Here is a 23,371-nt window from a genome sequence, read left to right as displayed (position 1 = left end):
AGGGTCAGAGCGCCAGGCCGGTGAGGACCAGGACGCGCTCGTAGGTGTAGTCGTCCATCGCGAAGCGCACGCCCTCGCGGCCCACGCCCGACTGCTTGACGCCGCCGTACGGCATCTGGTCCGCGCGGTAGGAGGGGGCGTCGCCGATGACGACGCCGCCGACCTCAAGGGCGCGGTGGGCGCGGAAGGCGGACTGGAGGTCGTGGGTGAAGACGCCCGCCTGAAGGCCGTACTTGGAGTCGTTGACCGCGGCGAAGGCCTCGGCCTCGCCGTTCACCTTCTGCACCGTCAGGACGGGGCCGAAGATCTCCTCGCAGGCGATGGTGGCGTCGGCCGGCACCTCGGTGAGGACGGTCGGCGCGTAGGAGGCGCCCTCGCGCTTGCCGCCGGTGAGCAGCTTGGCGCCGGCCCCGACCGCCTCGTCGACCCAGGACTCGACGCGCCGGGCGGCGTCCTCGCTGACCAGTGGCCCGACGTCCGTCCTGGCGTCGGCGGGGTCGCCGGACACCTGAGCCTCGACGGCGGCGACGATGCGCGGCAGGAGTCGGTCGTACACGGCCGCGTCGGCGATCACGCGCTGCACCGAGATGCAGGACTGGCCGCCCTGGTAGTTGGAGAAGGTGGCGATGCGGTTCGCCGCCCAGTCGAGGTCCTCCTCGGAGGCGTAGTCGGCGAGGACGACGGCCGCGCCGTTGCCGCCCAGCTCCAGGGTGCAGTGCTTGCGCGGGACCGAGTCCATGATCGCGTAGCCGACCTTCTCGGAACCGGTGAAGGAGATGACCGGGAGGCGCTCGTCCTGGACGAGGGCGGGCATGGCCTCGTTGGGCACCGGGAGGATGCTCCAGGAGCCGGCCGGCAGCTCGGTCTCGGCGAGCAGCTCACCGATGATCAGGCCGGAGAGCGGGGTGGCCGGCGCCGGCTTGAGGATGATCGGGGCGCCGGCGGCGATGGCCGGGGCGACCTTGTGGGCGCACAGGTTGAGCGGGAAGTTGAACGGGGCGATGCCGAGGACGACGCCCTTCGGGAAGCGCCGGGTCAGGGCGAGGCGGCCCTGGCCGCCGGCGTCGGTGTCGAGGCGCTGGGCGTCTCCGCCGTTGAACCGGCGGGCCTCCTCGGCGGCGAACCGGAACACGGACACCGCACGGCCGACCTCGCCGCGCGCCCACTTGATCGGCTTGCCGTTCTCGGCGGAGATCAGCTGGGCCATCTCCTCGGTGCGCTCGACCAGCCGCCTGCTGACGTGGTCGAGGGCGGCGGCACGGACGTGCGCCGGGGTGGCGGCGAACTCGTCCCGCACGGCGTACGCGGCGGCCACGGCCTCCTCGACCTGGGCGTCGGTGGGCACGCTGACCTTGCCGACGAGCCGGCCGTCCCACGGAGAGGTGACGTCGAAGGTGTCCTGGCCGGTGGCCTGGCGGCCGGCGAGCCAGAAGGCGTGGGTGGCGGTCATATGAGTCCCGGCCCTTCCGCGTTGAGGTGTGCTTGGAGTTCGGCGTTCCAGGTCAACGGTAGGTGTGGGGGGCCAGGGACGCGGTTGTCCGATCCGTAGCAGTGGAGGGCCGGGGGACGCCGGTTTGGACTGCCGTCACGGCCTCCCCGGGATGGGCGGCGCGGAACTGCTACTCCGCCGACGTCGTCTTCAGCGCCAGCCACAGCTCCATCCGCACGTCCGGATCGTCCAGCGACCGGCCGAGGATCTCCTCCACGCGCCGCATCCGGTACCGCAGGGTGTGCCGGTGGACGCCGAGGTCGGCGGCGGCCGCGTCCCACTGGCCGTGCCGGGAGAGCCAGGCCCGCAGGGAGGCGACCAGATCCCCGCGCCCGGTGGCGTCGTGCTCGTGCAGCGCGCGCAGCAGGCCGTCCGCGAAGGCCCGTACCGCGTCGTCGGCGAGGAGCGGCAGGAGCGATCCCGCCGCGAGCTGCTCGTGCTCGACCAGCACCCGGCCCCGGCGCCGGGCCACCGACAGCGCCTGCTCGGCCTGCTTGTAGGCGGCGGCCGCCGCGATCGGGCCGGCCGGTGCCGAGAGGCCGACGACCAGGTCGTCCTCCTCCCCCGCCGAGGGCTCCTTCGCCGCCCGCGCGGTCTCCCGCGCCGCCGCGTACCCCACGCAGGCCCCGACCGCCGCGCCCCCGTCCGCGGCCAGCACCACCAGCCTCTCCCCGTCGCTCTCGGGCACGGCCAGCACCGACTCCCCGGACCGGGCCGCGGCCGCCTCGACCGCCTCGGCGATGCCCGCGTGCCCCGAGGCGCACTCGGCGAGGACGATCCGGTAGGGCGCGTCCAGGAGGCCGCCGTAGAGGTCACCGGCGACGGCGCGGGCGTGGTCGGGCTGACCGGCGAGCAGCATCCGCAGCACGGCCGCCCCGATCCGCTGCTCGGCGGCCTGGAAGGAGCGTGAGCGTTCGGTGGTCAGGGTGAGCAGGGCGATCGCCGAGTGGAGGGCGTAGCGCTCGGCGGTGCCGAGGGCGGCGGCGGTGCCGACGGCGAGGGCCGCGCGCGGGCGGCGGCCGGTGCCGATGGAGTGCAGCTCGACGCGGTCCTCGTGCTCGGGCCCGCCGACGACCGAGCTGGCCGGCGCGGCACGCTCCCGCAGCCGCTCCACGTCCGCCGTGAGCCGGGCGGCCCGGCGGCCGGCCCACTCCGGCGCGGCGGCGACGACGGCGCCGGACGCGTCGTAGAGCGCCGCCCATCCGTCGATCTGCGCGGCGAGCACGGCGAGCAGTCCCTCGGGGCCCTCGCTCTGCGCCTGCCGGGTCAGCTCCCGCTGGGCCGCGAACCCTGCCGTCACCGCCCGGTACTGGTCGGCCGCGATGGCCGCCGACACGGCCTTGGTGATGGCGAGGAAGGGGGTGCGGCGGGGCACCTCCAGCAGCGGCAAACCCTCCTCCTCCGCCGCGTCGACGAGCGCCTTGGGGGTCTCGTCGTAGTTCACCCCGACCGCGAAGCCCAGCCCGACGACCCCCGCCGCGGCCAGTCGCCTCACATAGCGGCGCATGGCCTCCGGATCCTCCGCGTCCAGCTTGAGCGCGGTGATCAGCAGCAGCTCCCCGCCCTCCATGTACGGCACGGGGTCCGCGAGTTCGCTGACGTGCGCCCAGCGCACGGGCACGTCCAGACGGCCCCCGCCCGCCCGCACGGTGAGCTTGAGCGCGGAGTGGTGGACGAGGGAGGCGAGCGTGGGGGGCATGAGGCCTTCAGGTCGGGGGGTGCTGCGGGTCTACGGAGATCGGCTGATCGTTGTGATCTTTTGGCCGCCGCGTATGAACGACCTGTGTCGATTCTGCCTTACCGTACGGGACCGGCACCCCGGATCCTCAGTCGCGCAGATCCACCAGCAGCGGCGGCGCGTGCTCCCCCTTGACGTTCGTCAGCGACAGCACGGCGTGCCCGGGCGGCACCCCGTGCGCCAGCTCGGACGCCGACCAGCGCTCCCGCTCGACCTGCCGGACGGTGACCGCCCGCGCGGTGGGCGCCTTGCCGGTGATCACCCGGCGCAGCATGTGCACGGCCTTGCCCGCCGGGGTCTCGGCGATGATCTGCCGGTCGGTGACGTCCCGTGCCTCGGTCCACTCCTTGCCCCACACCTCGGCGAAGTCCTGTCCGTCCCACGGGGTGAGACCGGACAGCGCGACCCGGCATCCGGTGGTGCCCAGCAGCGGGCCCCGCAGCGGGCGCGGTACGTCGTCCAGGGTGCGCAGCGTCAGCACGGTCCCGGCATGCGCCGACCGCAGCCGCTGGATGCCCCGCACGGCCTCCGGCGTCACGACGCCGGTCGCGTCGTCCAGGATCAGGCAGGCGAACAGCGACCGGTCCTCCCGCACCACCACGCTCGCCGTGAACTGGGCGAGGACCAGCCGCGCCAGGATCCGGGAGGCGTCCGCGTGCCCGCGTTCGGGGAGGTCGATGCGGACCCGCACGGGGTGGTCGAGGGCCTTGAGCGAGAACGGCCGGGACTGGCCGGAGGTGTCGAAGAAGCCGGCGAAGGCGGGGCGGTCCAGCAGCGCCACCCGGTCGGCGAGCACCCCGGCCACGTCTCCCGGGTGTCCCAGCTGCCGCTCGCGGGCGTCGAGTTCGCGCAGCAGGGAGTCCTGCCCGGAATTCTCCAGCGCCGTACGCAGCTCGCTCATCGGGCCGGGTGTGCCGTCGAGGAGCTGGCGCAGTTCGGGTACGGAGGGGAAGCGGCCGTGGACCGCGCGGAACGGGCCGAGGAGCTGGGCCAGCACCGTGGTGGACCGGCGGCTGTCGCTGCCGGGGTGGGCATCGGCGAGGTCCCCGACGAGCGCCTCGGCCAGCACGGCGGCGGCCTCGTCCGGGTCGGTGGTGCCGCCGTACAGGTCGAGGTCGTGGACGGAGTCCGGGTCGCCGATGCGTACGACGACGTCGTAGGCGTCGGCCGGGCCGAGCCCGGCGCCCGCCGCGCCGACCACGACGACCGCGGCCCGTCCCGCGAGCGCGTGCAGGCACAGCGACTCGGCGAGCGGGCGGACGACGGTGCCGGTCTTGCCGGAGCCCGCCGGGCCGACGGCGAGGAGCGAGGTGCCGAGCAGGTCGGGGCCGAGGGCGAGGCCGGTGCCGCGGTAGGCGTAGGGGTTGCGGGGGTCGTCGGCGGTGGTGCCGAGCCGGACCTGGCCGGTGAGCAGGTCGTGGCGGGCCAGCCGGGCGGGCAGATCGCGTTCGCCGGAGGGGTGCAGGCAGGCGGCGGCGCCGTCCTTGAGTACCGCTCCGGTGAAGGTGGCCAGGCTGTGCCGGCCGCTGCGGACGCCCTGCCAGGCGCGGGCGATGCGGGCGTGGTCGACGTCCCGCATCAGACCGGAACGCGCGTCGGCGGCGAGCCGGTCGGCGGCTTCGGGGGCACCGGCGGCGCGCAGGGCGGGCCACGCGGCGGGGTCCTCTTCGGGGGCGGGCGGCCGCACGCTCTCCGGGCCGGTGCCGCGGCGCCAGGCGGTCGGGCCGTAACGGCGCCAGATCTCGCTCCACCGCCCTAGCCGGCCGACGCCGACCACGATGATCAGGGCGATGGCGACGTAGTAGGCGTACACGGCCACGACGGCGCCGAAGCTGTGCGGCTCGGCCCAGGAGTCGGGAATCATCGCGTACAGCGGCAGTAGCCACCAGCCACCGAGGTAGCCGTTCCACAGCAACGACCAGATCAGCCACCCCACCAAGAACGCGATCAGCGCCCCACTGAGCAACTGCCGCCCAGGAACGACCTCCGGCTCCTCCTCGGGCCGGGGCCGGTGCCCGAACCGCCACACACCAGGTGCCGCCTCCGGCCGGGGCGTGCGCAGCCAGCCGAGGAAGGCGGAGCCGTCCGGCCGGGGTGGCGCCGAGGGCCTCGGTGGTACGGCGGGGGGTTCCGGCGGCCCGGCCGGCCGCGGCACCGGGTTCGCCTGTGCGCGCCGCGCGTCCTGTGTCCCGTCGCTGTCCATCGCCCTTGCCCCCTGACCAGCCGCTCCGTCCACCATCAGCGAGCCAATCTAACGCCCTCGCAAGGGCAGTTCGGCGATTGCGCGCCGGGGCCGTGCCGACAGGTTCCCCCCTCGCTATGTCCACCACGGACAACCTGCCGCGGCGACACCGCCCACATGGAGCATGCCCCCGCACCATGCCCGGCCCTAACCTGCGAAGAAACAAGGCAAGCGTCCGAAATCCCCACCCGGAACATCCGGCTCGTCCGGAATGGCCGGTTTGCAAGATCATCAGGGAGCCCCCATGACCGCAATCCCGCAGGAGCGCCGCGTCGTCACCGCCATCCCCGGCCCGAAGTCGCAGGAGCTGCAGGCCCGTCGTACCGCCGTGGTCGCCCAGGGCGTGGGCTCCGTGCTGCCGGTGTTCACCGCGCGCGCGGGCGGCGGGATCATCGAGGACGTCGACGGCAACCGACTGATCGACTTCGGTTCCGGCATCGCCGTCACGTCGGTCGGCGCGTCCGCCGAGGCCGTCGTACGCCGCGCCAGTGCCCAGCTCGCCGACTTCACGCACACCTGCTTCATGGTCACGCCGTACGAGGGCTACGTCGAGGTCGCCGAGGCCCTGGCCGAGCTGACGCCGGGCGACCACGCCAAGAAGACCGCGCTGTTCAACTCCGGCGCCGAGGCCGTCGAGAACGCCGTCAAGATCGCCCGTGCGCACACCAAGCGTCAGGCCGTCGTCGTCTTCGACCACGGCTACCACGGTCGCACCAACCTCACCATGGCGCTGACCTCCAAGAACATGCCGTACAAGCACGGCTTCGGTCCGTTCGCGCCCGAGGTCTACCGGGTGCCGGTGGCCTACGGCTACCGCTGGCCGACCGGCCCGGAGAACGCCGGCCCGGAGGCCGCCAAGCAGGCCATCGACCAGATCAGCAAGCAGGTCGGCGCGGACAACGTCGCCGCGATCATCATCGAGCCGGTGCTGGGTGAGGGCGGCTTCATCGAGCCGGCCAAGGGCTTCCTGCCGGAGATCGTGAAGTTCGCACGCGACAACGGCATCGTCTTCGTGGCCGACGAGATCCAGTCCGGCTTCTGCCGCACCGGCCAGTGGTTCGCCTGCGAGGACGAGGGGATCGTCCCCGACCTGATCACGACCGCCAAGGGCATCGCGGGCGGCCTGCCGCTCGCCGCCGTCACCGGCCGCGCCGAGATCATGGACGCCGCGCACCCCGGCGGTCTGGGCGGCACCTACGGTGGCAACCCGGTCGCCTGCGCCGGTGCGCTCGGCGCGATCGAGACGATGAAGGAGCTGGACCTCAACGCCAGGGCGAAGAACATCGAGGCGATCATGAAGGGCCGCCTCGCCGCCATGGCCGAGAAGTTCGACATCATCGGCGACGTCCGTGGCCGAGGCGCCATGATCGCCATCGAGCTGGTCAAGGACCGCGCGACCAAGGAGCCGAACGCGGAGGCCACCGCCGCCCTCGCCAAGGCGTGCCACGCCGAGGGCCTGCTGGTCCTGACCTGTGGTACTTACGGCAACGTGCTGCGCTTCCTGCCGCCGCTGGTCATCGGCGAGGACCTGCTGAACGAGGGCCTCGACATCATCGAGCAGGCGTTCGCGCGCATCTGAGCGCGGAGGCGTTCATCCCGCGCCCCAGGCACAGGGCGTGTGAAGAACGTGTGCGAGGTGGATGGCGGGAAGGGAATCCGCCTGTCGCACCCGCTGAGCCTGTCGTAGGTTCTTCTCAGTTGAGAGATACACCCCCACCTGCGGGGAACCGCGGGTGACAGGCCGAGGCCTCCCCAGCTTCGACCTGGTCGTGCCCTCGCGCACACCCCGGAGCCCTGGGTTCCGGATCTCCTCACCGATCGGACGGTCGCCCGCCCCAAACCCCCCGGGGCGTGCGACGTTCCGGTCCGGACGGCCGCCTGGGAGCGGTACGCCCCTGAAGGGCCGGCGCACACCCCCCCTTGCGCCGGCCCTTCAGCGTGTCCGACGTCATAAGTGGTCCAGACCTGTGGTCGCCACTGCCGCGGCACCTGCGAAGCTGGTCCCCGTGTTTCCTCTGCTGCTCGCCCTGCCCGCCGTCCTCTTCGCGCTGATCACCTGGCAGGTCGTCGCCGACGGCCCGCTGGTGCGGCTGGACGAGCGGCTCAGCAGCGCGCTCGTCCAGCCGGACCGGATCTCCGAGCTCCTCGCCGATCTCGGGAACGCCCAGGCGGCCGTTCCCGTCCTCCTCGTGGCCGCGGGGTACACCGCCTGGCGGACCCGGCAGGCGGGGGCGGAACGTTGGTGGCTGCCGGGCACGGCCGCCGTCGCCCTGATGGCACTGGTGCCCGCCCTCGTCGTCCCCCTGAAGGAACTGACCGACCGTCCCGGTACGCCGGTGGTCCCGCCGGCCACCGGCTACTACCCGTCCGGCCACACCGCGACCGCCGCGATCGCCTACGGCTGCGCGGCCCTGCTCCTCCTCCCCCGGCTGCGCTCCCCGGCCGCGCGCCGCGCGCTGGTCGCCGGCTGCGTGGCCGTGGTGCTCGGCGTCTCGTGCGGTCTGGTCCGCCGCGGCTACCACTGGCCACTGGACGTCGTGGCCAGCTGGTGCCTCTGTGCGGTGCTGCTGACGTGCTACGCGCGGATGCTCAGCCGAAGTAGCCGTCGAACGTCCGCTGGAACTCCCAGTTCGCGAACCGGTCCCAGTTGATCGACCACGTCATCAGGCCGCGCAGGCCGGGCCAGGTGCCGTGCGTGGTGTACGAGCCGCAGTTGACCTTCCTGGTCAGGCAGTCGAGGGTCTTCACGACCTCGGCGGGCGGCACGTGACCGTTGCCCGCGTTGACGGACGCCGGCATGCCGATGGCGATCTGGTCCGGACGCAGGGGCGGGAAGACGTTGTTCGGGTCGCCCGCGACAGGGAAGCCGGTGAGCAGCATGTCGGTCATCGCGATGTGGAAGTCGGCGCCGCCCATGGAGTGGTACTGGCTGTCGAGGCCCATGATCGGGCCGGAGTTGTAGTCCTGGACGTGCAGCAGGGTGAGGTCGTCGCGCATCGCGTGGATCACCGGGAGATAGGCGCCCTCCCTGGGGTCCTGGCCGCCCCACTTGCCGGTGCCGTAGTACTGGTGACCGAGCTGGACGAAGAAGGTCTCCGGCGCCATGGTCAGCACGAAGTCGTCGCCGTACCGGGCCTTGAGGGACTTCAGCGCCGAGATCAGGTTCACGATCACCGGGGTCTTCGGGTTCCGGAAGTCGGTGTCGTCGGCGTTCAGGTACAGCGAGTGGCCCTCGAAGTCGATGTCGAGGCCGTCCAGGCCGTACTCGTCGATGATCCTCGACACCGAGGAGACGAAGGTGTCACGGGCCGCCGCCGTCGTCAGCTGGACCTGGCCGTTCTGGCCGCCGATCGAGATCAGCACCTTCTTGCCGGCCGCCTGCTTGGCCCGGATGGCCGCCTTGAACTCGGCGTCGCTCTCCACGTTCGGGCACTCGGCCGCCGGGCAGCGGTCGAAGCGGATGTCTCCCGAGGTGACCGAGGTCGGCTCGCCGAAGGCCAGGTCGATGACGTCCCAGCTGTCGGGGACGTCGGCGAGGCGGGTGTAGCCGGAGCCGTTGGCGAAGCCGGCGTGCAGATAGCCGACCAGGGCGTGCGGCGGGAGGTCCGGGGAGCCGCCACCGCCCTGCGCCGTGGTCGCGGTCACGCTCGCCGACCTCGCCGACTCGCCCCCGTCGTTGAGCGCGGCGACCTGGAAGGCGTACGCCGTCGAGGGCGCGAGCCCGGACACGGTGGCCGACGTCCCGGTCACCGTCCGGACCTTGGCCCCGTCGCGGTAGACGGCGTACCCGGTGGCGCCGGGCACCGCCGACCAGGACAGGGAGACGCTGGTGGAGGTGACGGTGTCGGCCCGCAGGCCCGTCGGCGGGGCGGGCGGCTGCCCGACGTCGACGGCCGGTCCGACGAGCGTGATGTCGTCGGCGCGGTAGGCGCCGGTGCCGTACCAGCCGTGCGAGTAGAGGGTGACGCGGGTGGTGGCGGGGCCCGTGCGGAAGGTGGTGGTCAGCTTCTGCCAGTCGGGCGCGGACTGGGTCCAGGTGGAGACGTCGGTGGTGCCGGTGCCGGAGGCGCCGAGGTAGGCGTAGGAGCCGCGGACGTAGCCGCTGAGCGTGTAGGAGGAGTCGGGCTTCACGCTCACCGTCTGCGCACACCGGGCGTTGTCCCCGCCGGCCGGGGTCGCCTTCAGCGCCAAAGCGCCGCTGCGCACCGGTGAGTTGACGGTCGTTCCGGATCCGGCGGAGCAGGTCCAGCCGTCGAGAGAGGCCTCGAAGCCGCCGTTGCGGGCGAGGTCCGCGTCGGCCGCACGGGCGGCCGACGAGAGCGCCGTGACACCGGACAGCATCACTGCCGCGGCGCCGAGCAGGGCAAGAGGTCTGAAGCGGTCCACAAGTGCCTCCAGGGAGGGAGGAGTTGGAGGGCGGAGCGCCAACTTGGTCCAGACCAATCGCCCTTGTCAAGGGTTCCCGTCGGCCACCCCTCCCTCTCCCCTCTCGGTCGCCAGGCCCGCCGCCGCCTCGTGCATCGCCAGCTCCAGCAGGGTCGGGTCCGTCAGGGTGCCCGAGCCGTCCGGGGGGAACAGCCAGCGCACTCCGCCGGTCGCGCGGCCCGGGTAGGGGACGACGATCCAGGTGCCGGCGCCGGCGGTGCGGATGCCCGTGCCGAGCCAGCGCGACGCCGTGCCCGGCGGTACGAAGAAGCCCATCCGGGCGTCGCCGAAGTCGACCAGCACCGGGCCGGGCCGGTCGAGGATGCGGGTGAGGACGTCGAGCGTGGGATAGCCGAGCTCGCCCGGCAGGATCAGTACGTCCCAGGCCCGGCCGGCGGGCAGCAGCGCGACCCCCAGGGGGTTGCGCTCCCATTCCCACCGGCAGGCCTCGGGGTCCGGTGCGACGGATGCGAGCCACTCGACCGCCGTCTTCGCCCCTGTCATGAGAAGACCTCCCTCGTTACGCGTCGACGCTGGTCGCGTCACGGGAGAGAGGGAGGTCTGGCCCAGGCATTACGCGGCTTCCGGCACACCATTCGAGTGAACCGGATCACACCTCAGCTGTCGAAGCCGAGCCCCAGCCGGTCCATGGCGCGCAGCCACAGGTTGCGCCGGCCACCGTGGGCGTCCGCCCTGGCCAGCGACCACTTGGTGAGCGCGATACCGGTCCACGCGAACGGCTCCGGCGGGAAGGGCAACGGCTTCTTGCGCACCATCTCCAGCTCCGTGCGCTCGGTCCGCTCCCCCGCCAGCAGGTCCAGCATCACGTCGGCGCCGAAGCGGGTGGCGCCCACGCCGAGGCCCGTGTAGCCGGCCGCGTACGCGACCTTGCCGCCGTGCGCCGTGCCGAAGAACGCCGAGAAGCGCGAGCAGGTGTCGATGGCGCCGCCCCACGCGTGCGTGAAGCGGATCCCCTCCAGCTGTGGGAAGCAGGTGAAGAAGTGCCCGGCGAGCTTGGCGTAGGTCTCCGGGCGGTCGTCGTACTCGGCGCGCACCCGGCCGCCGTACGGGTAGATCGCGTCGTAACCGCCCCACAGGATGCGGTTGTCGGCGGACAGCCGGAAGTAGTGGAACCGGTTGGCGCTGTCCCCGAGGCCCTGCCGGTTCTTCCAGCCGATCGCGCCGAGCTGCTCGGCGGTGAGCGGCTCGGTCATCAGGGCGTAGTCGTAGACCGGGACGGTGTACGGGCGGACGCGCTTGACCAGGCTCGGGAAGATGTTCGTGCCGAGCGCGACCCTGCGGGCGCGGATCTGGCCGTAGGGGGTGCGTACGGCCATTCCGGCGCCGTACGGCTTCAGGGTGAGGGCGGGGGTGTTCTCGTGGACGCGCACGCCGAGTTCGAGGCAGGCGCGCTTGAGGCCCCAGGCGAGCCCGGCGGGGTCGAGCATGGCGACGCCGCGGCGGTCCCACAGGCCCGCCTGGAACGTCGGTGAGTCGACCTGGGCCCGTACCGCCTCGGCGTCCAGGAACTCCACGCCCTCGGCGAGGCCCGCGCGTTCCATCTCCTCGTACCAGTCGCGCAGTTCCCGCGCCTGGTAGGGCTCGGTGGCGACGTCGATCTCGCCGGTGCGCTCGAAGTCGCAGTCGATGGCGTACCGGGCGACCGCCTCCTCGATGCCGTCGAGGTTGCGTTCGCCCAGCTCCTGGAGCTTGTGGACCTCACCGGGCCAGCGGGTCAGGCCGTTGGGCAGGCCGTGGGTGAGGGAGGCGGCGCAGAAGCCGCCGTTGCGGCCGGAGGCGGCCCAGCCCACCTCGCGGCCTTCCAGCAGGACGACATCCCGTCCGGGGTCGCGCTCCTTGGCATTGAGCGCGGTCCACAGTCCGCTGTAGCCGCCGCCGACGACCAGCAGGTCGCAGGTCTCGGCGCCGGTCAGCGCGGGCTCGGGGTGGGGCCTGCCGGGGTCGTCCAGCCAGTACGCGACCGGCTGGGCTTCGGAAAGGGACTTCGTCCAGTTGTCGTTGCCACGGCTCATGGCACTTGGGGCCATGATTTCAACTCCCTACGAGTGCATTACGCCTTCTGGCGCTTTCGGCGGCTGCCGATGGCCATGGCGGCCAGTACGAACAGTACGGCGATGACGAACATGGCCGTACCGATGACATTGATCTGAACGGGCGTTCCGCGCTGGGCCGAGCCCCAGACGAACATGGGGAAGGTGACGGTCGAGCCCGCGTTGAAATTGGTGATGATGAAGTCGTCGAAGGAGAGAGCGAAGGCCAGCAGCGCGCCCGCGGCGATTCCGGGGGCCGCGATCGGCAGCGTGACCCGGACGAAGGTCTGCAGGGGGCCGGCGTACAGATCGCGCGCGGCCTCCTCCAGCTTCGGGTCCATCGACATCACACGCGCCTTGACGGCCGTCACGACGAAGCTGAGGCAGAACATGATGTGCGCGATCAGGATCGTCCAGAAGCCCAGCTGGACGCCCATGTTGAGGAAGAGCGTCAGCAGCGAGGCCGCCATCACCACCTCCGGCATGGCCATGGGCAGGAAGATCAGCGAGTTGATGGCACCCCGTGCGCGGAAGCGGTAGCGGACCAGGGCGAAGGCGATCATCGCGCCCAGCAGCGTGGCGCCGAGAGTCGCCCACAGCGCGATCTGGAGGCTGAGGGAGAGCGAACCGCACAGGTCGGCGACCCCGCACGGATCCCGCCAGGCGGCCGTGGAGAATTCCTGCCACTCGTAGTTGAAACGGCCCTTCGGCTTGTTGAAGGAGAAGACCGTCACAATGACGTTGGGCAGCAGCAGGAATCCGAGCGTGAACAGCCCGGCGAAGACGACGAGATGGCGCTTGAGCCAGTTGACGAAGGCCATTTAAACCAGATCCTCCGTCCCGGACTTGCGGATGTAGAGCGTCACCATGACGAGAATCGCGAACATCAGGATGAAGGAAAGGGCGGCGGCCGTCGGATAGTCCAGGATCCGCAGGAACTGCGACTGGATGACGTTTCCGATCATGCGGGTGTCGGTGGAGCCGAGCAGATCGGCGTTCACGTAGTCACCGGCGGCCGGGATGAAGGTCAGCAGCGTGCCGGAGACCACACCCGGCATCGACAGCGGGAAGGTCACCTTCCGGAAGGTCGTGGACGGCTTGGCGTACAGATCGTTCGCCGCCTCGTGCAGCCGGCTGTCGATGCGCTCCAGCGAGGTGTACAGCGGCAGGATCATGAACGGCAGGAAGTTGTACGTCAGCCCGCACACGACCGCCAGCGGCGTGGCCAGCACGCGGTCCCCGGCGGTCATGCCGAGCCAGCTGGTGACGTCCAGGACGTGCAGGGTGTTCAGGGCGCCGACGACCGGGCCGCCGTCCGCGAGGATCGTCTTCCAGGCGAGTGTGCGGATCAGGAAGCTGGTGAAGAACGGCGCGATCACCAGGATCATGATCAGGTTTCGCCAGCGGCCCGCGCGGAACGCGATCAGATACGCCAGCGGGTAGCCCAGCAACAGACAAAGGATCGTCGCGGAACCGGCGTAGAGCACCGAGCGCAGGAACTGCGGCCAGTACTCGGTCAGTGCGTTCCAGTAGGTGGCGAAGTGCCAGGTGACCTCGTAGCCCTCCTCCAGGGAGCCCGTCTGCACGGACGTGGAGGCCTGGTAGACCATCGGCAGGGCGAAGAAGACGATCAGCCACAGGATGCCGGGCAGCAGCAGCCAGTACGGGGTGAGCCGGCCGCGCCGGCGGGCCGGCTTCTGCACCGGCTCGGGCGCGAGCGGCGGTGGCGCCTCGGTGAGCGTCGACATCAGGCGGCCTCTTCCTCGATGCCCGCGTCGATGTCCTGGGTGGCGTCCAGCCCGAAGGTGTGCGCCGGGCTCCAGTGCAGGACGACGTCGGCGCCCGGGGTGAGCCGGCCGTCGCGCTCGACGTTCTGCACGTAGACGGCGAACTCGGGACAGACGGCACTGTCGACGACGTACTGCGTGGAGACGCCGATGAAACTGGCGTCGGCGATCTTGCCGGTGACCCGGTTGCGGCCGGCCGGGATCTCCCCGGCGTCGTCCGCGTGGACGAGGGAGATCTTCTCGGGGCGCACGCCGACCAGCACCTTGCCACCGGTCTCCGTGGAGGCGGTACACCGCCCGGCGGGGAGCGTGAGCTTGCCGCCGCCCGCCTTGACGACGATCTCGTCGCCCGCCTTGGTGTCGACCTCGGCCTCGATCAGGTTGGAGGTGCCGAGGAAGTTGGCGACGAAGGTGGTGCGCGGGTTCTCGTACAGCTCGGCGGGGGCGCCGAGTTGCTCGACCCGGCCCGCGTTCATCACGGCGACGGAGTCGGCCATGGTCATGGCCTCCTCCTGGTCGTGCGTGACGTGGATGAAGGTGATGCCGACCTCGGTCTGGATGCGCTTGAGCTCCAGCTGCATCTGGCGGCGCAGCTTGAGGTCGAGGGCGCCGAGCGGCTCGTCGAGGAGCAGCACCTTGGGGTGGTTGATCAGGGCGCGGGCGACGGCCACGCGCTGCTGCTGGCCGCCGGAGAGCTGGTGCGGCTTCTTGCGGGCCTGCTCACCGAGCTGGACCAGGTCGAGCATCTCGTCGACCTGCTTCTTCACCGCCTTGACGCCCCGCCGGCGCAGACCGAAGGCGACGTTCTCGTAGATGTCGAGGTGCGGGAAGAGGGCGTACGACTGGAACACCGTGTTCACCGGCCGCTTGTACGGCGGCAGCGCGGTCACGTCCTGGTCGCCGAGCGACACGGTGCCGCCCGACGGCTCCTCAAGTCCCGCGATCATCCGCAGTGTCGTGGTCTTGCCGCAGCCCGACGCGCCGAGCAGGGCGAAGAAGGAGCCCTGCGGGACGGTCAGGTCCAGCGGATGTACGGCGGTGAAGGAGCCGTAGGTCTTGCTGATTCCGGAGAGGCGGACGTCGCCGCTGCTGTCCTTCGTCGTCATCGTCGTCGTCACGCCCCTGTGAGCTTCGCGAACTTCTCTTCGTAGGCCGTCTCTTCCTTCGCGCTCAGGGAGCGGAAGGCGCGAGACTTCGCGGCCATGTCCTTGTCGGGAATGATCAGCGGGTTGTTCGCCGCGTCCTGGTCGATCTTGGCGAGCTCCGCCTTCACCCCGTCGACCGGGCACACGTAGTTGATGTACGCGGCGAGCTGTGCGGCCGGTCCGGGCTCGTAGTAGAAGTCGATGAGCCGCTCGGCGTTGGTCTTGTGGCGGGCCTTGTTGGGCACCAGAAGGTTGTCCGTGGAGGTCATGTAGCCGCTGTCGGGTATGACGAAGTCGACGTCCGGGCTGTCCGCCTTGAGCTGTACGACGTCGCCGGCCCAGGCGACGCAGGCCGCCAAGTCGCCCTTGCTGAGGTCCGAGGTGTAGTCGTTGCCCGTGAACCGGCGGATCTGGCCCCGGTCGACGGCCTTCTGCATCCGGGCGATCGCCGCGTCGAAGTCGTCGTCGCTGAACTTGCCCGGGTCCTTGCCCATGTCCAGCAGCGTCATGCCGACGCTGTCGCGCATCTCGGACAGGAAGCCGACGCGGCCCTTGAGCTTGGGATTGTCGAGCAGGTCGGACACGGAGGTGACCTCGACCCCGTCCAGCGCCTTCTTGTTGTAGGCGATGACCGTGGAGATACCGGTCCAGGGGTAGGAGTACGCCCGTCCCGGGTCCCAGTCGGGGCTGCGGAACTGCTGGGAGAGATTGGCGTACGCGGTGGGCAGGTTGGACGCGTCCAGCTTCTGGACCCAGCCGAAGCGGATGAGGCGCGCGGCCAGCCAGTCGGTCACGCAGATCAGGTCGCGGCCGGTGGCCTGACCGGCCGCCAGCTGCGGCTTGATCTTGCCGAAGAACTCGACGTTGTCGTTGATGTCCTCGGTGTACTTGACGGTGACGCCGGTGCGCTTCTTGAACTCGTCGAGCGTCGGATGGCGCTTGCCGCTCTCATCGACGTCCATGTACTCGGTCCAGTTGGAGAAGCTGACGGTCTTCTCCTTCGCCGAGTGGTCCTCGGACGACACTCCGGCGTTCTGTGCCGCGGGCGGGATGCCGCAGGCGCTCAGCGCTCCCAGCCCGCCGACCGCGAGCGCGCCGCCGGTGGAGGCGCGCAGCAGCGAACGGCGGGAGAGGGAGGCCCTGCCGCTGCGGAGGCTGCGCCGCATGGCGGCCACTTGGGCCGCGGACGGGCGGTCGGGCTCGTACTGCTCCATGCGCGTGGTGCCCTTTCGGGATCGGCGGCCGCGGTTCGGGCGGCCTGTCGTGGTTATCGGTCCCCGAAGATCGTGCGGTGCCAGTCCTTGCGAACGACCGCCGTGTTATCGAACATAACGTGCTTGAGCTGCGTGTACTCATCGAACGAGTACGTGGACATGTCCTTGCCGAAGCCGGATTGCTTGTATCCGCCGTGCGGCATCTCGCTGATGATCGGAATGTGGTCGTTCACCCACACGCACCCCGCCGTGATCTCGCGGGTGGCGCGGTTCGCACGGTAGACGTCACGGCTCCAGGCGGAGGCCGCGAGACCGTACGGCGTGTCGTTGGCGAGCCGGATCCCTTCCTCGTCGGTGTCGAAGGGCAGGACGACGAGGACCGGCCCGAAGATCTCGGACTGCACGATCTCGCTGTCCTGGGGCGCGTCCGCGACGAGCGTGGGCCGGTAGTAGGCACCCTGCTTCAGCTCGCCCTGGGGGGCCTCGCCACCGGTGACCACGCGCGCGTAGGCACGCGCCCGGTCGACGAAACCGGCGACGCGGTCCCGCTGGACGTGCGAGATCAGCGGCCCGAGGTCGGTGCCCGCGGCGAACGGGTCGCCGAGCCGGACGCTCTCCATGAGGGCGGCGGTGCGCTCCACGAAGGCCTCGTAGAGCGGCCGCTGCACATACGCACGCGTGGCGGCCGTGCAGTCCTGGCCGGTGTTGATCAGCGCGCCCGCGACCGCGCCGTTGGCGGCGGCCTCCAGATCGGCGTCGTCGAAGACGAGGAAGGGCGCCGTGCCCCCCAGCTCCAGGTGGAGCCGCTTGACGGTGGCGGTGGCGATCTCGGCGACGCGCTTGCCGACGGCGGTGGAGCCGGTGAAGGACGTCATCACCACGTCCGGGTGGCCCACGAGGTGCTCGCCGGCCTCCTTGCCGGTGCCGGTGACGATGTTGATCACGCCGTCCGGGACACCGGCGTCGGTCGCGGCCTGCGCGAACAGCAGGGAGGTCAGCGGGGTCAGCTCGGCGGGCTTCAGGACGACCGTGTTGCCCGCGGCGATCGCCGGGAGGATCTTCCACGCGGCCATCTGGAGGGGGTAGTTCCAGGGCGCGATGGAGCCGACGACGCCGATGGGCTCGCGGCGGACGTACGAGGTGTGGTCGCCGGAGTACTCACCGGCCGACTGGCCCGTCAGGTGCCGGGCGGCGCCGGCGAAGAACGCGGTGTTGTCGACCGTGCCCGGCACGTCGAACTCGCGGGTCAGCTTGAGGGGTTTGCCGCACTGCAGGGACTCGGCGCGCGCGAAGTCCTCCGCGCGCTCGGCGAGTACGGCTGCGAAACGGTGCAGGGCGTCGGAACGCTCACCGGGGGTGGCACCGGCCCACGCCGGGAAGGCCTCGCGGGCGGCGGCGACGGCCGCGTCCACGTCGTCCGGGCCCGCCAGTGCGTAGGTGAGGATCTCCTCGCCGGTGGCCGGGTCGACCACCGCGTGCGTGCGGCCCGAGGTGCCCTTCGTCAGGCGGCCCGCGATGTACTGGGCGCCGTCGGCGAAACGGTCCTGTGCGGGGAATCGTTCCGGGGTGCTCTTGCCCGGGTTGTGCATGTCGCTCTCCTCCGCCGTCGCCCCGCTGTCCCTCGGAGCGGGTGGCGTAGCTCCAGCTCGAATTGAGTGCCGATCCTGACAGAGGGGTGGCCGTCCAACAAGTGATTCCGTTGTTGCCTTTTGGTTAAGCGACGGAATCTGTCGACCAGGTGTCGAGTCGGCGCCGAAAAGGAGGGACGGAGTGTCAGTGGTGCCTGCCAGACTCCCATGCATGGAGAGCATCAGGGGAGTGATCGATTCCCGGGACGCGCTGGTCAGGGAGGTCCGTGCGGGTGCCCACCTCAAGTATCTGCACTTCTGGGGACACCGGCCGCGAGCGGACGGACGGGTCGGCGCGAGCTGTCTGAGTCAGTGGTGGCCGTCGCCGTTCACCGTGGACGGAGTGGAGTACGCGACGGCGGAGCACTGGATGATGGCCGGCAAGGCGCGGCTCTTCGAGGACGCGGAGGGGGAGCGTCGGGTGCTGGCTGCCGGGCATCCCGCCGACGCGAAGAAGGCGGGGCGGCTGGTGCGCGGCTTCGACGGCGAGGTGTGGGAGCGCGAGCGGTTCGGAATCGTCTCCGAGGGCAGCTTCCACAAGTTCGCCGCACACACCGACCTTCGGGAGTTTCTGCTGGGCACCGGTCAGCGAGTCCTGGTGGAAGCGAGCCCGGTCGACCCGGTCTGGGGAATCGGCCTCACAGCGGACGACGAGGCCGCGACCGATCCGGAGCGGTGGCCGGGGCTGAACCTCCTGGGGTTCGCGCTGATGGCGGCGCGGGAGAGGTTGCGGACGCAGGTCTAGGAGGGGGCGGCCGCAGAGGCCTCCCGCCACGGACACCCCGACGGAGACCTCCCGCCACGGACACCCCGACGGAGACTTCCCGCCCCGAGCGCCGTCGCGCCCGCCGGCCGAGGGCGCCGGCCCAAGAGCTCCCGGCGACACGGAGGGCCCCGCGCTGCCGAGCCGCGGCACTGCGCCCCCGCCGGTGTTCCGCCTGGGGCGGCTACGGCGCCAGGATCACCAAGAGGCCCACCACGACCGCCAGGACCACGCCCGCGGCGCCGCAGATGATGCCCGCAAGGGCCATGCCGGGGTTGGTGGCCTCGCCGCGGCTCGCCTTGGCACGGCCGAGGCCGCCGAAGATCACGGCCAGGATGCCCAGGACGATCGCCACGGGCCAGAGGCAGAAGACGACGACCCCGACGATGCCGACGACCAGACTGGCGGTGCCCATGCCGTTGCTGGGTTCGGGCTGACCACCGGGCCAGCCGTAGTAACCCGGGGCGCCGTGCGTGTGGGCGCCGCCGTAGACCTGCTGCGGGGGCGCGGGATAGCCGTAGCCGGCCGCCGGATAGCCGTACGGGACCTGGCCGGGGCCGTCGGGGGCGATCGGCGGGGGCGGGAGGTCCTGGGGACCCGGCGCCGGCGCGGCGAAGGGGTTGCCGGCCGCAGGGTTCGGCGGCGGGAACGGCGCCGGGTGGCCGACCGCCGAATTCGGCGGCGGGAACGACGCGGGGGTGCCGGCCGAGGGCGTACCGGGGCCTGGCTGCGCGGTCGGCGCCGCCCAGGGCGGGGAGGCGTCCGCGGCCGGGAAGGACGTGACCGTCTGCTGGTCGTGCACGGAGGGAGGCACCGGAGCACCGGAGCCGGCCGACGAGACGATGGTCTCGCCGGGACCCGCCGGGGCGCGGTGCGCCGGAGGCGCCCAGGGGTCGGGTTCGGGGCCGCGCGGATCCGCGGCGGCCCCCTTGTCCAGCGGGACCCGCGGCGGGGCGTCCTGGCCGACCTCGGGAATCGCGCCCGCGTCCAGCGAGACGTCCGACGCCTCGGGGGCCGCGTCCTCGGGCCACTGCGGCGGCGTCCACGCAGCACCGGCGGCAGGGGCACCACCCGGTGCGGCAGCACCAGGCGTCACACCACTCGCCGCCGCCCCCGTCCCGTCGGCACCGTGCCCGGCGTTGTTCTCCGGCGCGGCCGGCGGCTGCGCGTCGTCGGTCATGCGCGGGACCCCCTCTGTCGAACGTTCCGTCATGCTACGGCCCGGAAGTGACCGCTCGGGTGCCGCCCTCCCCCGTTCCCGGAAACCCCTTCCGCTCCCCCTCGGACCGCGGCCTACGATGATCCCGGACCACCGATCAGCCGATCACCCGCGTCCCGCCGCCGCGCGCGGACGCCGTTCCGGGGAGGAACCTTGACCGACCACGCCACCGCGCCCGTGCCCGCCGGACCCACCGAGTCCGCCATCGCCGGCGCCCGCGACCAGCACGCCTTCATCGCCGGACTGCCCAAGGCCGAACTGCATGTGCACCACGTCGGCTCCGCCTCCCCCCGGATCGTCGCCGAGCTCGCCGCCCGCCACCCCGACTCGAAGGTGCCCCCCGACCCCGAGGCCCTGGTCGACTACTTCACCTTCACGGACTTCGCGCACTTCATCGAGGTGTACCTGTCCGTCGTCGACCTGATCCGCACCCCGGAGGACGTCCGGCTGCTGACCTACGAGGTGGCCCGGGACATGGCCCGCCAGCAGGTGCGGTACGCCGAGCTGACCATCACCCCCTTCTCCTCCACCCGGCGCGGGATCGACGAGAAGGCGTTCATGGAGGCGATAGAGGACGCCCGCAAGGCGGCCGAGGCGGAGTTCGGGACCGTACTGCGCTGGTGCTTCGACATCCCCGGCGAGGCGGGTCTGGAAGCGGCCGAGGAGACCACGCGGCTGGCCACCGACGACCGGCTGCGCCCCGAGGGACTGGTCTCCTTCGGGCTCGGCGGACCCGAGATCGGCGTGCCGCGGCCGCAGTTCAAGCCGTACTTCGACCGTGCCATCGCCGCCGGTCTGCGCTCCGTGCCGCACGCCGGTGAGACGACCGGCCCGGAGACGGTGTGGGACGCGCTGACCCATCTGCGTGCCGAGCGCATCGGGCACGGCACCAGTTCCGCGCGGGACCCGAAGCTGCTGGCGCACCTCGCCGAGCACCGGATCGCGCTGGAGGTGTGCCCCACCTCCAACATCGCCACCCGCGCGGTCCGCACCCTCGACGAGCACCCCGTCAAGGAGTTCACGCGGGCCGGCGTCCTGGTCACGATCAACTCCGACGACCCGCCGATGTTCGGCACCGACCTCAACGGCGAGTACGCCGTCGCCGCCCGCCTCCTCGACCTCGACGAGCGCGGTCTGGCGGACCTCGCGACGAACGCGGTGGAGGCGTCGTTCCTGGACGAGGCCGGCAAGGGCCGTATCAAGGCCGAGATCGACGAGTACACCTCGGCGTGGCTCGCGCGCTGAGCCACCACCACAATGGCTCCATGCCGAACGTGACCGCCGTGGCCCACCGCGGTGCCCCCTACCACTTCCGCGAGAACACGATCGACTCCCTGCGTTCCGCGCTCCGACTGGGCGCGGACGCGGTGGAGATCGACGTACGGCTGACCCGGGACGGAGTGCCCGTGCTGCTGCACGACGAGACGCTGAAGCGGCTGTGGGAGCACGACCGGCCGCTGCTGTCGCTGTCGGCGGACGAGGTGCGGGGGCTCACCGCGGGCCGGGTGCCGACGCTCGCGGAGGCGCTGACGGCGACCGACGGGCACCGGGTCATGCTCGACCTGCCGGGCACGCCCGACGTCCGGGCGGCCCGCCGGGTCGTGCACGTCGTACGGGACTGCGGGGCGGCGGACCGCGTGTACTACTGCGCGGGCGCCACGGCGATGCTCGCGGTACGGGCCGCCGACCCGGCCGCCGAGATCGCCCTCACCTGGACAACCCTGGCGCCACCGCGCCCGGCCCTGCTGGACGCGGTGCGCCCGCGCTGGCTCAACTACCGCTTCGGCCTGGTGAGCCGCGCCGTGTCGGACCGCGTCCGCAAGGACGGCTACCTGCTGTCCGTCTGGACCCCCGACACCCGCCGCACCATGCGCCGCCTCCTCGCCCTCGGCGTCGACTCGATCACCACCAACCGCGTCGACGCGCTGTGCACCCTGCGCACGGCTGCCCGACCGCCCGTCGACGAGCTCCCCTAGGGCCGATCCCCCACAACCCCCTTGCCTGTAACGGCAGTTGTGCCGGGGTCCTGCGAGGGGCGGGATCGTCCTCGGCGACGATCCGGGGGGGTGGCCGTACCGCTTGAGGATGATCACGACGACCTCGCCCCTCACCCGCAGGAGTCGCTGATGGCTTTCGCCCATGAGACGGGCCTGGTACGCCCGGCGGCCTGAACCACCGCGCCAGGCGCCGTCCACCTCACGTCCCGCACCCCTGGCGCCGCAGACCCCGCGCCCCGCACCCCCGCACCCCCGCACCCCGCACCCCGCACCCCGCACCCCCGACCTCACAACCCCACGATCCCGTTCCACCGCCGCGCGAACTCCACCCGCTCCTGCGGGGCGATGTCGCGTGCGATCGCGAGGCGTCGGCGCATCGAGGTGTCCGGGAAGATCAGGGGGTTCTCGGCCAGGGCGGCGGTCTCCTCGTCCTTGGCGGAGGCCAGGACGTCCTGCGCGGCGGGCACGGGGCAGACGTAGTTCACCCACGCCGCCAACTCCGCCGCGACCCCGGGCTCGTAGTAGTAGTCGACGAGCCGCTCGGCGTTGGCCTTGTGGGCGACGAGGTTGGGGATCATCAGGGACTCGGACCACAGCTCGGCGCCCTCCTCGGGGACGACGAACTCGATGTCCGGATCGTCCGCCTGGAGCTGGATCACGTCGCCGGAGTAGGCCTGGCAGGCCAGGACGTCACCGCTGGACAGGTCCTTGATGTAGTCGTTGCCGGTGAAGCGGCGGATGTGACCGCCCTTGACCCGCTTCCGGACGTGGTCGCACATCCGGTGGAAGTCGTCGGCCGTCCACCGCGTGATGTCGACCCCGTCACCCTGCATCAGCAGCCCGAACGCCTCGTCAAGCCCGGACAGCAGCGTGACCCGGCCCTTGAGGTCGTCCGCCCACAGGTCGGAGACATGACGGATCTCCCGGCCCAGCGCTCGGCGGTTGTACGCGATGCCGGTGATGCCGGACTGCCACGGCACGGTGAACTTGCGGCCGGGGTCGAAGGCCGGTGACCGCAGCAGCGGATCGAGGTACCGCGTGACGTTCGCCTGGCGTGCGCGGTCCATCTCCTGCACCCAGCCCAGGCGCACGAACCGCGCGCACATCCAGTCGCTGATGACGATCAGATCGCGGTCGGTGGACTGGTGGTTCATCAGGGAGGGGCTGATCTTCCCGAAGAACTCGTCGTTGTCGTTGATCTCCTCGACGTAGTCCACGGCGATGCCGGTGCGCCGCTCGAAGGCGTCCAGCGTGGGCCGCTTCCTGCCGGAGTCGTCGGTGTCGATGTACAGCGGCCAGTTGGCCCACGTCAGCCGTCTGTCGCGGGCCGAGCGGTCGTCTGCGGCCCGGTCGCCGGCCGTCACGTACGCGGCCGGTACCCCGCAGCCCGCGAGCGCGCCTGCCGCGGCGCCACCGCCGAGGGCGAGCAACAGGGAGCGGCGGGACGGCATCGGTGGGTTCGCAGGTGGGAGGGCCATGACTTCCAGCATGCCGCGCGCGCCACGGCGCGGACAATGGACGCTGCGTCGAGCCCCTTCGCACGGCGCAGACACCTTGTCGATCACCCCGGGGCACCCAGGACTCCCCAGGCGCCCAGGACCCCGGACACCCGGCGCGGGACACCCGCATGACGCACCTCGGCCCCGGACGGTCCGTCCTCCGTCCGGGGCCGA

At 71.7% G+C, this 23,371-nt stretch carries 17 protein-coding genes and 1 pseudogene; 5 read left to right on the top strand and 13 right to left on the bottom strand.

Going from position 1 to position 23,371, the window contains the following annotated elements:
* Window positions 1-4: 4 nt before the first annotated feature.
* From ACFV6X_RS08060 to ACFV6X_RS08050, 3 genes are all read right to left on the bottom strand, one after another.
* Window positions 5-1,450 carry an aldehyde dehydrogenase family protein gene (locus ACFV6X_RS08060; RefSeq protein WP_385379286.1) on the bottom strand — a complete coding sequence of 482 codons (1,446 nt, stop codon included), beginning with the start codon at window positions 1,448-1,450 and terminating at the stop codon, window positions 5-7.
* Between the two features lie 169 nt (window positions 1,451-1,619).
* Complete coding sequence (locus ACFV6X_RS08055) at window positions 1,620-3,188, bottom strand: PucR family transcriptional regulator (protein WP_385379284.1); 1,569 nt, start codon at window positions 3,186-3,188, stop codon at window positions 1,620-1,622.
* Between the two features lie 127 nt (window positions 3,189-3,315).
* Window positions 3,316-5,430 carry an ATP-binding protein gene (locus ACFV6X_RS08050; protein WP_385379281.1) on the bottom strand — a complete coding sequence of 705 codons (2,115 nt, stop codon included), beginning with the start codon at window positions 5,428-5,430 and terminating at the stop codon, window positions 3,316-3,318.
* Between the two features lie 283 nt (window positions 5,431-5,713).
* Here ACFV6X_RS08050 and gabT point away from each other — a divergent pair, with 283 nt between their 5' ends.
* Window positions 5,714-7,048, top strand: a complete 1,335-nt coding sequence (gabT, locus tag ACFV6X_RS08045; RefSeq protein ID WP_385379278.1) for a 4-aminobutyrate--2-oxoglutarate transaminase — start codon at window positions 5,714-5,716, stop codon at window positions 7,046-7,048.
* 427 nt (window positions 7,049-7,475) lie between these two features.
* Complete coding sequence (locus tag ACFV6X_RS08040; protein ID WP_385379275.1) at window positions 7,476-8,120, top strand: phosphatase PAP2 family protein; 645 nt, start codon at window positions 7,476-7,478, stop codon at window positions 8,118-8,120.
* Here the strand turns inward: ACFV6X_RS08040 and ACFV6X_RS08035 are convergent.
* From ACFV6X_RS08035 to ACFV6X_RS08000, 8 genes are all read right to left on the bottom strand, one after another.
* On the bottom strand, window positions 8,059-9,810 hold the full coding sequence (locus ACFV6X_RS08035) for a chitinase (protein WP_385379311.1): 1,752 nt from the start codon (window positions 9,808-9,810) through the stop codon (window positions 8,059-8,061). The genes ACFV6X_RS08040 and ACFV6X_RS08035 overlap by 62 nt on opposite strands.
* A gap of 111 nt (window positions 9,811-9,921) precedes the next feature.
* Window positions 9,922-10,398, bottom strand: coding sequence for a hypothetical protein (locus ACFV6X_RS08030; RefSeq protein ID WP_385379272.1), 477 nt, complete (start codon window positions 10,396-10,398; stop codon window positions 9,922-9,924).
* A gap of 113 nt (window positions 10,399-10,511) precedes the next feature.
* Complete coding sequence (locus ACFV6X_RS08025; protein WP_385379269.1) at window positions 10,512-11,942, bottom strand: NAD(P)/FAD-dependent oxidoreductase; 1,431 nt, start codon at window positions 11,940-11,942, stop codon at window positions 10,512-10,514.
* Window positions 11,943-11,965: 23 nt separating this feature from the next.
* Window positions 11,966-12,766, bottom strand: coding sequence for an ABC transporter permease (locus ACFV6X_RS08020; protein WP_385379266.1), 801 nt, complete (start codon window positions 12,764-12,766; stop codon window positions 11,966-11,968).
* Window positions 12,767-13,693 (bottom strand): ABC transporter permease, encoded by a 927-nt coding sequence (locus ACFV6X_RS08015; RefSeq protein WP_385379264.1) that lies wholly within the window; start codon window positions 13,691-13,693, stop codon window positions 12,767-12,769.
* Window positions 13,693-14,838, bottom strand: coding sequence for an ABC transporter ATP-binding protein (locus tag ACFV6X_RS08010; protein WP_385379308.1), 1,146 nt, complete (start codon window positions 14,836-14,838; stop codon window positions 13,693-13,695). Before ACFV6X_RS08010 ends, ACFV6X_RS08015 begins: the two co-directional genes overlap by 1 nt.
* A gap of 8 nt (window positions 14,839-14,846) precedes the next feature.
* Window positions 14,847-16,091 (bottom strand): spermidine/putrescine ABC transporter substrate-binding protein, encoded by a 1,245-nt coding sequence (locus tag ACFV6X_RS08005; RefSeq protein ID WP_385379261.1) that lies wholly within the window; start codon window positions 16,089-16,091, stop codon window positions 14,847-14,849.
* Window positions 16,092-16,144: 53 nt separating this feature from the next.
* On the bottom strand, window positions 16,145-17,680 hold the full coding sequence (locus tag ACFV6X_RS08000) for a gamma-aminobutyraldehyde dehydrogenase (protein WP_385379258.1): 1,536 nt from the start codon (window positions 17,678-17,680) through the stop codon (window positions 16,145-16,147).
* A gap of 211 nt (window positions 17,681-17,891) precedes the next feature.
* Here ACFV6X_RS08000 and ACFV6X_RS07995 point away from each other — a divergent pair, with 211 nt between their 5' ends.
* Window positions 17,892-18,464 (top strand): NADAR family protein, encoded by a 573-nt coding sequence (locus ACFV6X_RS07995; protein ID WP_385379255.1) that lies wholly within the window; start codon window positions 17,892-17,894, stop codon window positions 18,462-18,464.
* A gap of 202 nt (window positions 18,465-18,666) precedes the next feature.
* Here the strand turns inward: ACFV6X_RS07995 and ACFV6X_RS07990 are convergent, their stop codons facing one another.
* A complete protein-coding gene (locus ACFV6X_RS07990; protein ID WP_385379252.1) occupies window positions 18,667-19,662 on the bottom strand; it encodes a DUF4190 domain-containing protein in 996 nt (331 codons plus the stop codon).
* 111 nt (window positions 19,663-19,773) lie between these two features.
* Between ACFV6X_RS07990 and ACFV6X_RS07985 the strand changes: the two are divergent.
* Window positions 19,774-20,946 (top strand): annotated as a pseudogene (locus tag ACFV6X_RS07985) (adenosine deaminase); the annotation flags it as partial.
* Window positions 20,947-20,966: 20 nt separating this feature from the next.
* Window positions 20,967-21,677, top strand: a complete 711-nt coding sequence (locus ACFV6X_RS07980) for a glycerophosphodiester phosphodiesterase (protein WP_385379250.1) — start codon at window positions 20,967-20,969, stop codon at window positions 21,675-21,677.
* 308 nt (window positions 21,678-21,985) lie between these two features.
* On the opposite strand, the gene ACFV6X_RS07975 is transcribed toward ACFV6X_RS07980, so the two are convergent.
* On the bottom strand, window positions 21,986-23,176 hold the full coding sequence (locus ACFV6X_RS07975; protein ID WP_385379247.1) for a spermidine/putrescine ABC transporter substrate-binding protein: 1,191 nt from the start codon (window positions 23,174-23,176) through the stop codon (window positions 21,986-21,988).
* Between the last annotated feature and the right edge of the window lie 195 nt (window positions 23,177-23,371).

The organism is Streptomyces sp. NPDC059861, from assembly GCF_042731435.1.
Lineage (GTDB): Bacteria > Actinomycetota > Actinomycetes > Streptomycetales > Streptomycetaceae > Streptomyces.
This window is presented reverse-complemented; position numbering and strand designations above follow the sequence as displayed.

What these genes read in the sequence shown, in the direction of transcription:
- ACFV6X_RS08055 (WP_385379284.1), bottom strand. Translation starts at nt 3,188, where the DNA reads ATGCCCCCCACGCTCGCCTCCCTCGTCCACCACTCCGCGCTCAAGCTC.
- ACFV6X_RS08015 (WP_385379264.1), bottom strand. Translation starts at nt 13,693, where the DNA reads ATGTCGACGCTCACCGAGGCGCCACCGCCGCTCGCGCCCGAGCCGGTG.
- ACFV6X_RS08025 (WP_385379269.1), bottom strand. Translation starts at nt 11,942, where the DNA reads ATGGCCCCAAGTGCCATGAGCCGTGGCAACGACAACTGGACGAAGTCC.
- ACFV6X_RS08000 (WP_385379258.1), bottom strand. Translation starts at nt 17,680, where the DNA reads ATGCACAACCCGGGCAAGAGCACCCCGGAACGATTCCCCGCACAGGAC.
- ACFV6X_RS07975 (WP_385379247.1), bottom strand. Translation starts at nt 23,176, where the DNA reads ATGGCCCTCCCACCTGCGAACCCACCGATGCCGTCCCGCCGCTCCCTG.
- ACFV6X_RS07980 (WP_385379250.1), top strand. Translation starts at nt 20,967, where the DNA reads ATGCCGAACGTGACCGCCGTGGCCCACCGCGGTGCCCCCTACCACTTC.
- ACFV6X_RS08060 (WP_385379286.1), bottom strand. Translation starts at nt 1,450, where the DNA reads ATGACCGCCACCCACGCCTTCTGGCTCGCCGGCCGCCAGGCCACCGGC.
- ACFV6X_RS08020 (WP_385379266.1), bottom strand. Translation starts at nt 12,766, where the DNA reads ATGGCCTTCGTCAACTGGCTCAAGCGCCATCTCGTCGTCTTCGCCGGG.
- ACFV6X_RS08030 (WP_385379272.1), bottom strand. Translation starts at nt 10,398, where the DNA reads ATGACAGGGGCGAAGACGGCGGTCGAGTGGCTCGCATCCGTCGCACCG.
- ACFV6X_RS08050 (WP_385379281.1), bottom strand. Translation starts at nt 5,430, where the DNA reads ATGGACAGCGACGGGACACAGGACGCGCGGCGCGCACAGGCGAACCCG.
- ACFV6X_RS07990 (WP_385379252.1), bottom strand. Translation starts at nt 19,662, where the DNA reads ATGACCGACGACGCGCAGCCGCCGGCCGCGCCGGAGAACAACGCCGGG.
- ACFV6X_RS07995 (WP_385379255.1), top strand. Translation starts at nt 17,892, where the DNA reads ATGGAGAGCATCAGGGGAGTGATCGATTCCCGGGACGCGCTGGTCAGG.
- ACFV6X_RS08010 (WP_385379308.1), bottom strand. Translation starts at nt 14,838, where the DNA reads ATGACGACGAAGGACAGCAGCGGCGACGTCCGCCTCTCCGGAATCAGC.
- ACFV6X_RS08005 (WP_385379261.1), bottom strand. Translation starts at nt 16,091, where the DNA reads ATGGAGCAGTACGAGCCCGACCGCCCGTCCGCGGCCCAAGTGGCCGCC.
- ACFV6X_RS08035 (WP_385379311.1), bottom strand. Translation starts at nt 9,810, where the DNA reads ATGCTGTCCGGTGTCACGGCGCTCTCGTCGGCCGCCCGTGCGGCCGAC.
- gabT (WP_385379278.1), top strand. Translation starts at nt 5,714, where the DNA reads ATGACCGCAATCCCGCAGGAGCGCCGCGTCGTCACCGCCATCCCCGGC.